At 54.8% G+C, this 11,921-nt stretch carries 16 protein-coding genes and 1 tRNA gene; 11 read left to right on the top strand and 6 right to left on the bottom strand.

Annotation, left to right across the window (positions count from 1 at the left end):
• The first annotated feature begins 61 nt into the window (after positions 1-61).
• Positions 62-319 (top strand): ogr/Delta-like zinc finger family protein, encoded by a 258-nt coding sequence (locus tag ACIOU6_RS10780; protein WP_008084736.1) that lies wholly within the window; start codon positions 62-64, stop codon positions 317-319.
• 52 nt (positions 320-371) lie between these two features.
• On the opposite strand, the gene ACIOU6_RS10775 is transcribed toward ACIOU6_RS10780, so the two are convergent.
• A complete protein-coding gene (locus ACIOU6_RS10775; RefSeq protein ID WP_401136012.1) occupies positions 372-557 on the bottom strand; it encodes a hypothetical protein in 186 nt (61 codons plus the stop codon).
• Positions 558-658: 101 nt separating this feature from the next.
• Positions 659-1,006 carry a helix-turn-helix domain-containing protein gene (locus ACIOU6_RS10770; protein ID WP_185037020.1) on the bottom strand — a complete coding sequence of 116 codons (348 nt, stop codon included), beginning with the start codon at positions 1,004-1,006 and terminating at the stop codon, positions 659-661.
• Between the two features lie 92 nt (positions 1,007-1,098).
• Here ACIOU6_RS10770 and ACIOU6_RS10765 point away from each other — a divergent pair, with 92 nt between their 5' ends.
• The 8 genes from ACIOU6_RS10765 to ACIOU6_RS10730 all read left to right on the top strand — a co-directional run bounded on the left by ACIOU6_RS10765 (position 1,099) and on the right by ACIOU6_RS10730 (position 7,356).
• The gene (locus ACIOU6_RS10765) at positions 1,099-1,299 is read left to right on the top strand and encodes a DNA-binding protein (RefSeq protein WP_123533214.1); all 201 of its coding nucleotides are present in this window, start codon (positions 1,099-1,101) and stop codon (positions 1,297-1,299) included.
• 29 nt (positions 1,300-1,328) lie between these two features.
• Positions 1,329-1,808 (top strand): YmfL family putative regulatory protein, encoded by a 480-nt coding sequence (locus tag ACIOU6_RS10760; protein ID WP_401136010.1) that lies wholly within the window; start codon positions 1,329-1,331, stop codon positions 1,806-1,808.
• Positions 1,805-2,170, top strand: coding sequence for a hypothetical protein (locus ACIOU6_RS10755; RefSeq protein WP_401136008.1), 366 nt, complete (start codon positions 1,805-1,807; stop codon positions 2,168-2,170). The genes ACIOU6_RS10760 and ACIOU6_RS10755 overlap by 4 nt, the downstream gene beginning before the upstream one ends.
• 74 nt (positions 2,171-2,244) lie before the next feature.
• Positions 2,245-2,478, top strand: a complete 234-nt coding sequence (locus ACIOU6_RS10750) for a hypothetical protein (protein ID WP_150730524.1) — start codon at positions 2,245-2,247, stop codon at positions 2,476-2,478.
• Positions 2,479-2,480: 2 nt separating this feature from the next.
• Positions 2,481-5,279 (top strand): toprim domain-containing protein, encoded by a 2,799-nt coding sequence (locus tag ACIOU6_RS10745; RefSeq protein WP_401136005.1) that lies wholly within the window; start codon positions 2,481-2,483, stop codon positions 5,277-5,279.
• Between the two features lie 15 nt (positions 5,280-5,294).
• Positions 5,295-5,588, top strand: coding sequence for a hypothetical protein (locus ACIOU6_RS10740; protein ID WP_122594901.1), 294 nt, complete (start codon positions 5,295-5,297; stop codon positions 5,586-5,588).
• Positions 5,589-5,653: 65 nt separating this feature from the next.
• Positions 5,654-5,905: a hypothetical protein gene (locus tag ACIOU6_RS10735; RefSeq protein WP_401136003.1), complete on the top strand. Its 252-nt coding sequence runs from the start codon at positions 5,654-5,656 to the stop codon at positions 5,903-5,905.
• Between the two features lie 266 nt (positions 5,906-6,171).
• Complete coding sequence (locus tag ACIOU6_RS10730; RefSeq protein WP_401136000.1) at positions 6,172-7,356, top strand: Arm DNA-binding domain-containing protein; 1,185 nt, start codon at positions 6,172-6,174, stop codon at positions 7,354-7,356.
• Here the strand turns inward: ACIOU6_RS10730 and ACIOU6_RS10725 are convergent.
• The gene (locus ACIOU6_RS10725) at positions 7,340-7,588 is read right to left on the bottom strand and encodes a hypothetical protein (RefSeq protein ID WP_401135998.1); all 249 of its coding nucleotides are present in this window, start codon (positions 7,586-7,588) and stop codon (positions 7,340-7,342) included. The two genes, ACIOU6_RS10730 and ACIOU6_RS10725, sit on opposite strands and share 17 nt — an antisense overlap.
• On the bottom strand, positions 7,585-7,824 hold the full coding sequence (locus ACIOU6_RS10720; RefSeq protein WP_401135996.1) for a hypothetical protein: 240 nt from the start codon (positions 7,822-7,824) through the stop codon (positions 7,585-7,587). The genes ACIOU6_RS10725 and ACIOU6_RS10720 overlap by 4 nt, the downstream gene beginning before the upstream one ends.
• A 269-nt stretch (positions 7,825-8,093) precedes the next feature.
• Here ACIOU6_RS10720 and ACIOU6_RS10715 point away from each other — a divergent pair, with 269 nt between their 5' ends.
• Complete coding sequence (locus ACIOU6_RS10715; protein ID WP_401135993.1) at positions 8,094-10,088, top strand: hypothetical protein; 1,995 nt, start codon at positions 8,094-8,096, stop codon at positions 10,086-10,088.
• A gap of 168 nt (positions 10,089-10,256) precedes the next feature.
• Here the strand turns inward: ACIOU6_RS10715 and ACIOU6_RS10710 are convergent, their stop codons facing one another.
• Together ACIOU6_RS10710 and ACIOU6_RS10705 are read right to left on the bottom strand one after the other, a co-directional pair.
• The gene (locus ACIOU6_RS10710) at positions 10,257-10,475 is read right to left on the bottom strand and encodes a hypothetical protein (protein ID WP_401135991.1); all 219 of its coding nucleotides are present in this window, start codon (positions 10,473-10,475) and stop codon (positions 10,257-10,259) included.
• Between the two features lie 196 nt (positions 10,476-10,671).
• Positions 10,672-10,761, bottom strand: a tRNA-Ser gene (locus tag ACIOU6_RS10705).
• Between the two features lie 309 nt (positions 10,762-11,070).
• On the opposite strand from ACIOU6_RS10705, the gene ACIOU6_RS10700 reads away from it, so the two are divergent.
• Entirely contained in the window at positions 11,071-11,760 is a 690-nt protein-coding gene (locus tag ACIOU6_RS10700; protein WP_221733898.1) for a crotonase/enoyl-CoA hydratase family protein, read from the top strand.
• Positions 11,761-11,921: the final 161 nt, after the last annotated feature.

Genomic DNA, 11,921 nt, shown 5'->3' with positions numbered 1-11,921 from the left:
GAGATTGCCACTACATATTATGGCAAACTAGTGGCGATTGGCTTCCCTGGGGAGGGACACAATGAGAGTTGAATGCAAATGCGGACACAGAGGTCGGATCGCTTCGCGGGAGAAGCTATCGACGGAGTTTGCGAAGCTGTACTGCCAGTGCCTGGACGCAAAGTGCGGGCACACGTGGGTCGCAAATCTGACGTTCTCGCACACGCTGAGCCCATCGGCTCAGTCTTTCGAAAGGATGCTGTTCGATCATTTGCGGGATATGCCCAGGGCGAAACAGCGGGAGCTGTTCGAGCAATTGGGATCACAGGCCGTGGCGTGACACGCGAATCGCCGACTCGAAGATGTCGGCGATCGGTTAAATGGGACGATTATCAGTCGGTAACAACGTCTTCGTGCTTTATGGCAAGCACCTCAGAAAGCCGGCGTAATTGAAGCTGTTCTTGCTCGCTCAACAGTCGGTATAGCCCGATCAGGCGACGTTCAATTGAGGTCAGCCCGAGCCAGTCGAACTCATGGTAACTAACACAAACGAGTTCTTTTTTCTTGCGATCCAACATGCGTACTACTCCATAAAGTGCATTGCTAAATCGACGTTATCGGGGCGGAAGCTGGCATTGGTACTGAGGGGCGACAAATGTCTTATTTGCAGTGTTGCTGTTTACTTCTGGCTCCGAGCGGCGTCGTCGGCCATCGCCTGCAGAAAACGACGGATCGCCTCCTGGTCAAAGGGCGTGATGCTTCTGTACTGCCCGATCAACTTTTCTTCTTCTGGCGAAAAAAGCTGACCGAGTGGCGTAGAACGTCGGCCAGTCAGCACAAATGCCGCATCTACGCCGCATTTTTCCAGTGCCGCCACGTAGCGAAGGTCGAGCGAATTAGCTCCCAACTCATAGTTTTTTTGAGTCCCCCGGCTGACGCCAAGTAGTACTCCAAACTCTGTTTGATTCAGGCCTAGGCGCTCGCGCTCTTCCCTTAGGCGTTCACCTACTTGATCCGCTATGAGCATTTTTTTATTCACCATCATTGACTTGATCATTTTTTTGACCAAGAATCACCACAGACAAACGCAAACAAACACAACTGAACAGAGTGCGCACTATGCCCGCCACAGTTACGCCGGAGCAAGCCCGAGAGGCTCTGAATCGCAGAGGGATCAGCATTGCGGAATTCAGCCGAAAGCATGGACTGAACAAAAATTTGGTCAGCGACCTGTTGAACGGTCGGATCAAAGGTCGCCGTGGGGAGGCACATCGCGCCGCGGTGTTGCTGGGTATCAAAGACGGCGTGATTGAACAGTAACGGCACCGGGCCACAGGGAAAAGCAGAACATGAAAAGCACAGTTCTAAAAACTCGGCGTCAGGTAGTCAGCGCAATTATTTGCGCCTATCCAGGCGGACGCGAATGCGCCGCCGCTCGTATCGGTCTCTCGCTCAAAAAGTTCGACAACCACGCTTACGAAAACAACAACTGCCGCCCACTGACCGACGCACAGATCCACCTACTCGAGCTGGAGACCGGGACCACCTTCCTATCCGAGTACATCGCAGCAATGTACGGCGGGATGTTCGTTCCAGTGGTTGAGCCTGAAGCGTTGGACAACGTCGAAATGTACGCCCGTTGCGTCCAAGCCTCAGCCAAGAAAGGCACCGTCGACCACCTAATCGCCGAGGCATTGAAAGACGAAATTATCAGCGAGGCCGAGGCCGAAGCGATCCTTCACGCGGACTCACTGCACCTCGCGGCTAGACACGCCGAAGTTCTCGCGGTCATCCAACTGCACGCATCAAAGCCGGGGAAAGACAAATGACTGCCGTGCCCGAAGCGAATGAATACCAAGACATGCTGCAGCGCGCCGCACTGTTGTTCCTGGAGCGTCACCACTGCGAACACCTGAGCGACGATCAGCAACTGTTCAGCCGAGCCGTTCAACACCTGGTTGCGGATTACGACGTGCAAACGCAGATCGCGGAAAGGATCGTTCACTTGGCCAACAGCAGCATGGTCGCCGTTCGCGATCGGCAGCGCCTGAACATCCAGAGCAGCACGTCGACGCACACCGTAATCGTCGACCCTGTCACCGGCAGCCAATGGGCCGTGCCGGTCAGCCTGATCTACGAGCGAATCATCAACGCGCCAGACATTGGCCGTTTCCGCTTAGCCAACTCGTAACACCAACTCCAAACGAACGCCTGCCCCACACCCTGTGGGTTTGGGTGAGCTGCGCCTGAAATCGAGGTTTCAAGATGGGAAACGCTGTGATTCTGACCACCCAATTGCCAGCTGCAGAAGCCGAAGCGCTTCTGGCTGTAATGCGTGAGCAGTACCGCTTGAGCCTCAACGACTACTGGTACGCGGATGAATACCGGTATGTCCCGCAAGAAAAACGGCACAGCTCGATCCTCGAAAGAACTCCGGTGATGGCCGCCCAGAAACGCCTGATGGCCGCCCTCTCCCTCAGCCTCAAAGCAGTGAAGTAATCATGAAAGAAGATCTCCGCCACGACGTGTTGCAACGCCTCCAGTTCGATTTCGGACTGAAGCACCGCGTAGGCACCGATTACATGCGCGGTGGCACCTGCCCCAAGTGCAAGAAAAAGGAGCTGTATTCTCGATTCGATACACCATGGATGGTGATCTGTGGCCGCCCGGAAAAGTGCGGCCATACCCTGCACGTAAAAGAGCTGTACGACGATCTGTTTGAGGACTGGAGCAAGCGCGCACCGGCGACCGACCAACACCCCAACGCCACCGCACGGGCCTACTTGGAATACGCCCGAGGCTTTCGATTTGAACTGATTCAGGGCTGGTTCACGCAGGAAAGCTTCTATTCCCCTGAACACAACGCCGGCAGCGCCACGGTGCGTTTCGCTCTGGAAAAAGGCGGATGGTGGGAACGTCTGATCGATCAGCCGCACCGCTTTGGCAAGATGAAGGCGCGCTTCAAATCCAAGGACAGCTATCGCGGCGTCTGGTGGTGCCCGCCCTGCGTCGACCTGCTCGAGGTCAAGGAAATCTGGATCGTCGAAGGGATCTTTGATGCCATCGCCTTGGTGCACAACGACATCGCAGCGGTATCGGCCATGTCGTCCAATGCGTTCCCGGGGGACTCGCTGAAGGCGCTGATCAAAATCCGTGAGGGCGGCAAGCTGCCCAAGCTGGTGTGGGCGTTGGACAACGAGCCGAGCGCCAACGCCTACACCCGTCGATGGGTACGCGAAGCCCGCGCCCTGGGTTTCATCTGCGAATCCGCGCAGATCTCCCAGCGCGACGGCCGCAAGGCGGATTGGAACGATCTGCATCAGCGCTGGAGCTTCATCCAGGACGACGCCAAGCGTGCCGAACAGATCGCAACGGACCTCAAACAGGCCCGGCACCAGGGCGCCCTGCTGCTGGCAGAAAGCGCAGCGGAAAAAGCCCTGCTCATGTACGACTGGAACAAGCGCGGGGAATTTCACCTGGGTTTTGGCAGCCGTCTGTACTGGTTCAAGCTAGACATGGAGAAATTCAACCGGGCCATGTCCGACATCGAGGACAGCGAGAACCACGACGACCAGTTGCTCAACCAGGCGCAACAGCGCGAGAAGGCACTGCAGCAGTCCGGTAGCGTCGTAGAGATTGCCAACTGCTACCCGCAAGCCTTGTACTTTCAGCGCAACGAAGTCACCGACGAGTCCTGGTATTACCTACGCGTGGACTTCCCTCACGACTCCGAAAGCGTGAAAAACACTTTCACCAGTGGCCAACTTTCCGCCGCCAGTGAATTCAAAAAGCGCCTGCTCGGCATGGCCGCCGGCGCCATGTTTACCGGCAGCGGCCAGCAGCTCGACAAGCTGATGAAGGATCAACTGTTCGGCATCAAAACCGTGTCGACGATCGACTACGTGGGCTACAGCAAGGAATACGCCTGCTACGTCTACGGCGACATCGCGATCAAGGACGGCAGCACCTACAAGGTCAACAGCGAAGACTATTTCGAGTTCGGCAAGCTGCGCCTGAAAACCCTGCAGAAAGGTGTGCCGATCAAGCTGCAACGTGACGGCAAGGACTTCAACGAGCAGTGGGTAAAGCTGCTCTGGACCTGCTTCGGCGCCCAGGGATTCGTCGCCCTAGTGTTCTTTTTCGGCTCGCTGTTCTGCGAACAGATCCGCGCGCGTTACCAGTCCTTCCCGTTTCTGGAAGCCACCGGTGAGGCCGGTGCCGGCAAGACCACCCTCCTCAACCTGCTGTGGAAATTGCTGGGCCGCGAAGGTTATGAAGGTTTCGATCCGATGAAGTCGACCAAGGCGGGTCGCTCGCGCCTGATGGGCCAGGTCTCCGGCATGCCGGTGGTGTTCCTCGAGGCCGATCGCCACAGTGACGATCGGGCACACGCGAAAACCTTCGAATGGGACGAGCTCAAAGACTTCTACGGCGGCGGCACCCTGGCCACCAAAGGCGTGAAAACTGCCGGCAACGAGACCTACGAACCGCCCTTTCGCGGAACGATCGCCATCAGCCAGAACGCTGCCGTGGTGGCTCACGAAGCGATCATGACGCGCATCGTCAAACTGCACTTTGTGCGTCCGACCGTCACCCCGGAAAGCCGTGCGGCCGCTGATCAGTTGAACGCGCTGGATGGCGGCACCCTCAGTCATTTTCTGCTGAAAGCGGTGGGCAAAGAATCCGCCGTGCTCGATCTGTTCGCCCAGCGCATGCCGGAACATGAAGCCAAGCTGCGCCGCCTGCACACCCATTGTTTTGCCTGCAGCACGGCTTATATCAGCGACCAGGGTAACTGCAGCAGCTGCGGTTATGACCTGCGCGGCTACATCCGTGTCGAGCGCATCAGCAAGAACCACGCACAGCTGCTCTCGCTGCTGGATGGCCTGCGCCTGGTCCTGAAACTGAATGATCCACAAGTTGCCGCCACTCAGCGGCAGATCGTGCGAATGGCCATCGAGCGCCAAGCGTCGATCAGTTCCGACCACCCGGCCGTGGCGGAATTTTGGGAGGTTTACGACTACCTCGAATCGCTCAGTGAAGATCCGGTGGTCGACCACAGCAGTGACCCGGGCGTTATCGCCATCAACCTCAACGAATTCTGCGAACGCGCCGCCGAACACAAACAGAAGCTGGCCGACGTGGCCACGTTGCGCGACCTACTCAAGGAGTCGCGCTCGCGCAAATTCCTCGACAGCAACAAGGCTGTGCACAGCGCCGTGCGCGCCGCGTTCAACCACCGCAACCCGGTTTCACAACCCCGACCGACCACGGTCAAGTGCTGGACATTCAAGGCGTAAAGGAGAGCAAGACCGATGCAGATCCAAGTGTTGATGGGCAATGCCGGCGACGGCAAAACCAGCAAGCTCCAATGGGTGCAAAGCCGTCTGGAATTTACCGGGCAAAGCGGACCGATCATTCAGGCCGGTGCTTACGGGGAGGAAGGCTTGCTGCAGATTCTGGAAGTGCGGGTGGCCGCTGGCCAGCGCGAGATCCTGGTGGACGACTGCAGCCGGCAACAGATCCTGCGGGTACTGGAATGGCAATCATGTGTGGAACATGAGCCGGATTTTGACGGCCTGGTGATTCACCTGGCACGCAAGGACTGATCGTAAAAAAACAGTGCCGAGGAGTTGCAGCTCCTCGACACCGAACCACTACCGAGGGCTATACCATGCAAGCACAGAACTACAGCAGCAGCGGCGCGAAGGCTACCACACCGGCGCGGCACCTGGTCGCCACCGCGATCATCGGCGCCGCCGTCATCGGCTACCTGGTGCACAAAACCCCCGAGTCCCGCACCCGCCTGGAAAGCCTCAGTCAGATGGCCAGCACTCTGGGCGACCTGAGCGACACGGATGCCGCCGTGATCAACCAACTGCTCGCCCGCCCCGCCGCACGGGGGGCGTCCCGCCATGACCAATGACCCCGCCGCGACACCGACTCGGCGTTTTCCCTGGAACATTGATCTCACCAGCGTGTGCGACCAGTGCGGCAAGTGGCGCGCCCAAGGCAATCACCAGGCCTGCAGTCGCCGGCGCCAGCGGCTGAACGCCCATCTGCGCCCGCACAGGCCCAAACCATAAACCGCGTCCACCAGAAAACGCGCTTGCAGATACTTGGCCCGGAAACGGGCCTTTTTGTTTCCGATCGTCAGACTGTCGACATACGAGTACAGCGTTAGGGGTTTACATGAGTGGGGTCGAAGCTCGCGGCAAGTCCGTGAGAATCTATTTTCAATACAACGGAGAGAAATGCCGGGAAACGGTCCCGGGCGCCAACACACCGGCTACCGTGGCCCAGGCCAAGCGCCTGGCCGACATCATAGAATACGAGATCCAGACCGGCACCTTTGATTACGCCCGGCACTTTCCAAACTCGCCGCGCCTGGTGGAAAACACCTTTGGCCATTACCTGGATCTGTGGTTGAAGATCAAAGCCAACAGCGTCGCGGCCTCGAGCTACCGGGGTTACGCCAACAAGGCCGAAGTGCATGTGCGGCCACGCTGGGGCAAGATCCCGATCAACCAGATCGATCACCTCGACCTGCAGGTATGGATTCAGGACACGCTGTCGAAAACCCTGAAGAACAAGACCATCCGCGACATCATCAGCAACGTGCGCCAGGTGTTTCGCTTGTACCGCACGCGGATGAAAGTCGCGCACGACCCGACCGAGGGCTTGATGGTGCGCCTGCCCGATCCGGAAGCCCCGGATCCGTTCACCCGGGCGGAAATCAAACAGATCCTCGACACGCCCACCCACCGCACACACGAACTGCTGATGGTGCAGTTCATGTTATGGGCAGGCCCGCGTGTGTCGGAGACGATCGCCCTGGCCTGGGAGGATGTCGACCTAGCGCAAGGCACGGTGACCTTTCGCCGCTCCAAGGTGCGCGGCGCCTACCGGGTGACGAAAACCCGCCGATCGATGCGCCGGGTGCGCCTGCTGGCCCCGGCGTGGGACGCCCTGCGCAAGATCGATGCGCTGACGCGCAAACGCAAGGCGGAAACCGTGGAGATCGTCGAGCGGGACAACAAGACGGTGCGGCCACACAAGCTGCACTTTGTGTTCCTCAACAGCAAAAGCGGGTTGCCGCACGCCAATGACTTCGTGGTGCGCGATCGTTTCTTCAAAGCCCACTTGCTGGCCGCCGGCGTGCGCTATCGGGGACCCGGGCAATGCCGGCACACCTACGCCAGTCAGCTGCTGACCACCGGTGTGGCGTCGATCGACTGGATCGCCGAACAGATGGGCCACACCAACGGCAACATGATCCGCCAGCACTACGGGACGTGGATCAATGAAGACGGACCGGACGTGGTGGGCATGCTGCAAATGGCCTTGAAGCTGTCACCTGTTACAGCTCTACACTGAATCCATTGAGGCCCACGCCTTCGGCAAAACGTCCTACGGCGGTCAAACTGGCCCAGGTGCGCAGCGACTCACGGCGCGAGCGCACCGGCACCCAGCGCGCCCCGCTGCCGCCCAGGCGAATCGACAGGCCCCAGTCGGGACCGCCGTCGATCCTGGCCACCAGGCATTCACGCACCGCGTGTTGTTCAACCAGGGCGCGCAACACCTCTTCGTGAATGCCTTCGCCGATCACTGTTCGTGCTCCTGACGCCGCGCCGTGGCGGCCGCCTCAAAGGTTTTATATAAGCCTTCGATGCTCGCCGCGTTCAGTACCTTGACCGTCTCCAAACCCAGCACAAAACCGTCGGCGCGGTCACTGGCGCGAAACAGATCGTCCGCCGTGTGCGCCAGGGCAATTTGCTGCAGCAGTTTCAGAGTTTGAATCTCCACCGCGTGCGGCAGGTTCAGTGCCGCCAAGGTATCAGTCATGCTCACTCCCACGTTCAGACATCAGCCAGACAATAAGGGAATGGTAGACCAGCCCTGGGGGGACTGGTTTCCACGGCCACAAAAAAAGGCCCCCACACCTGGGTCAGGTGTGGGGGCCGATTGAACATAGGCCGGAATTGAGGGAACAGTTGAAGTTCCTGCACCCGTTTTCTTAAAAAAGACTCCTTCGAGTGATGGCAAAAATACATCATCCCTGATTAAAATAGCTTTCGGGACATTGGATTTTTGGATTTGAAGGACTAAGCGCAATGATTGACAAATCAATAACAAACCCAGGGATTCACAAACAATTTCTAATGGAGAATTACTCAGAAGACGAAAGGAAGATTCTTCTGAATTTATCCAAGGATTGGTACTTAACCAATTCCGGTCAAGAAATCCGCGTAGCCCAATCGCGCTACTCTTACTTCTTAATGAAGCCCAGCCAAAGAACTTCGGAGATGTTTAACATAGAACGCGAAATAATTTGCGTTTTTAGCGACTATGAATATTTTGAGCCGCGAAGCTTTGACATTTTCGACAAAGTACTTCAATCATTACCAAAAATGCGCACAGAGACAGTTTGCGGATTATTGATCAGTCGTGCCAATGTTGTTGAGGAAAAAGTCGAACGTCTTCTAAAGTCCGATCCCGAACACTCAATAGTTATTCCAGCAACTTATCAAGAGTTACTAAACCACGACTGCATAAGAATCTTAGAAAATAAATTCAGAAAGCATTTTTACTCTCGCGATCTTTTCAGCTTTTTATCACCACTCAAAAAGGACATCTACTTTTTCGGTCGTTCAAACCTTATAGCCGAACTAATTAACCGCTACCAGTCCGGCGAACATACAAGCTTATTCGGACTACGTAAAAGCGGTAAAACATCTATCGTTTATGCTATAGAACGCAAGCTAGCCTCACTAGGCCAACATGCTCTACTTTTAGATTGCGAAAGTCCTTCCATCCATCTTTGTCGGTGGAACGAACTACTAGAAAAGCTCGTCAATCTATACGCAAAGGCAAAGCAGACAAAGATCAAAGTCGACACAAAGGATCGCTACGCAGAAAAGGATGCTGCTGATAGTTTTGAAACTGACATGATGAGGATCTTTGAGTCTAAAAAACCCTCAAGCATGTTGTTTATTTTCGACGAAATCGAACGTATATCTCCTGGCACAGCCTCTTCAGATCACTGGCGCAGTAACACAGATTTTCTCTATTTTTGGCAAACACTTCGTGGTTTCTATCAAAAAAACCCTGAGGTTTTCTGCTACATGCTTGTCGGCACAAACCCTAGCTGTGTCGAATCCGCTACTGTCGTAGGACATGACAACCCGATATATGCTTCGATACCGAGTCAATACGTTCCTTCTTTTTCAGTAGAACAAGTTAAGCAAATGGTCGTCAGACTGGGCGACTATATGGGCTTAAAATTTGATGATCTCATAGCTGCAAAGCTTACCGATGACTTCGGCGGTCATCCTTTTCTGATTCGCCAAATGTGCAGCTGCATCCATAAAATGGCCGGAATCAATCGCCCCGTCATAATTGACAAAGTCATCTACAACAAAGCCAAAGAAGAATTCAAGCTTCACTCCAAAGACTATCTGGAAATGATGCTCCAAGTTTTAAGTGAGTGGTATCCGGACGAGTATGAAATGCTTCGCTTTCTTGCGCAAGGCGATCAAGAAAGTTTCGAGAACTTTGCATTTGATAATGCCAGCCTAACCCGCCACTTAATTGGATATGGATTAATCCAGAAGGGAGCTGATGGTTATGCATTCAATCTTGAAGCGATCTCCGAGCTTTTAAAAACGAAACATAGTAATGAAAAAATAAACCTCACAAACGAAGAAATGGTACAAGAGGTTTCGGTTCGCCGAAATTTATTAGAAAAAAACTTAAGAACTCTTGCGCGCAATGTATTGAAAATCACTTACGGCCCAGTAAAAGCAGCCACCACGGTCCTATCTGCATTACCAGAAACTCGTAGGACAGCGTTTGCCGGAGCAAACATAAACTCACTTCTTGACCGAGACAAATCCCCACTTTTCTTCCTCGAACTAATAAATCTCATTAAGCGCGAGTGGGCAATCTTTGATAAATCTCTGGAAATTGAAAAAACCAAGCTAGTGTTAATGCTGGAAGAAATAAATCTCTTTGGGCGACCTGAAGCTCATGCTAAAAACCTTTCAAAAGACGAGTTCACACAACTGCGCCTTCACTTCAATAAACTTGATACATTGCTAGCAGAATAGTTAGCGCGCTTTTTCCCTTCCCCCAAATAACAATCGATGTCGTTGTAGGCTGAACTCCTCAGCCTACAACGTTAAAACTCTTATCCCAATCGAACCTTAATCGCCGCGTATTATTCAGATCGACCTGCGTACGCGCGCCTTAGCCTTGCTCCCCGTTGTGGCAATTCCCTAGGATCGCCGGAGATGTATGATTGCATCTGTAATCGCTCGCGCATTTTTGTCCAAGGTTTCCATAGCTGCGAGAGCATTATCTGCAACGCTCGCTGCACCACTCTCTGAAAGCCATTTCGTTACCTCTTCAATTGCCGCCCCCAGAGCATGTTGGTTGTGCAGAAGCAGAGTCAGCGCATCTGCCGTAGCGATATTAGAGTCTGAGTTGTTTGGCATGGAATACGTCCTGGAGTGAAGGGTATGGAAAGATTAGTCCGTGCGACCGTACCGGGTACCCAATCATAAGGCTTCATCTATGCACCGAAACAGTGCCCCAGTCCCATCTCAGTCCCATATGACCTTTTTTCAGACGCCAAAAACCACAAACCCCCGACTTTCTCTAGGAAAATCAGGGGTTTGCGTTTACTGAATGTGGCGGTGAAGGAGAGATTCGAACTCTCGATACAGTTTCCTGTATACACACTTTCCAGGCGTGCTCCTTAAGCCACTCGGACACTTCACCGTATCTCTTCAAACATGTTCTGTCTGTCGAGGCGCGCTAATGTAGTCGAAAGCTTTTCCGATGGCAAACTTTTTTTTCAGAATTTTCATGCGGTTAAGAGAAGAAGTCGTTTCCACGCTCCGACAGGCCATGGCAAACCGGCCAATCTTCGGTGGGCGCGGCCTTTCTATATAGAAGGCGAAGCGTCAGCCATCTGGCGCGCTACGCTGGGCAAGCCGGGAAACGGTGACTGGCGGGTCAGTCACGGCGCTTTACCTGGCTTACGTCGGTGAGTAACGTCTGCCTATCTTTCTTACAAGGAATAGCGTCATGAGTGAGTTGATTTCCTACCACCTCGAAGACGGTATCGCGACCCTGACCTTGAGCAACGGCAAGGTCAATGCCATTTCCCCGGACGTGATTGCGGCGTTCAATGCGGCGCTGGATCAGGCTGTGACTGATCGTGCCATCGTGATCATTACCGGTCAGCCGGGCATTCTGTCGGGTGGTTATGACCTGAAGGTGATGACCGCTGGCCCTAAAGAAGCCGTGTCGCTGGTGACCGCAGGTTCGACGCTGGCTCGCCGTCTGCTCTCTCACCCGTTCCCGGTGATCGTCGCTTGCCCGGGTCATGCCGTGGCCAAGGGTGCCTTCATTCTATTGTCCGCCGACTACCGCATCGGCGTCGATGGCCCGTTCAGCATTGGCCTGAACGAAGTGCAGATCGGCATGACCATGCACCACGCCGGTATCGAACTGGCCCGTGATCGACTGCGTCGTTCGGCATTCCACCGTTCGGTGATCAACGGTGAGATGTTTGATCCGAAAAGCGCTGTGGATGCCGGTTTCCTCGACAAGGTGGTTTGCGCCGAGGAGTTGCAAGGTGCCGCACTCGCTGCCGCGCGTCAGTTGAAGAAGATCAACATGACTGCGCACAAAAACACCAAGCTGAAGGTGCGTAAGGCTCTGCTGGAAACCCTGGATAACGCCATCATCCAGGATCAGGAGCATCTGGGTTAATCACCCGGTTCCAGCATTGAAGAAAAGCCCGACCGTCGTGTCGGGCTTTTTCCTGCAAGCTGTCTAGTCCTGAATAAGGTTTACACCTTCTGGCTTCTTATCAGGAGGGTGCAATGGATACGGGCGCAAAACGTAGTCAGCGCGATTACACGCTGACTTTT

The sequence above is a fragment of the Pseudomonas sp. NPDC087615 genome, assembly GCF_044743445.1.
Taxonomy (GTDB): Bacteria; Pseudomonadota; Gammaproteobacteria; order Pseudomonadales; family Pseudomonadaceae; genus Aquipseudomonas; species Aquipseudomonas baetica_A.
This window is presented reverse-complemented; position numbering and strand designations above follow the sequence as displayed.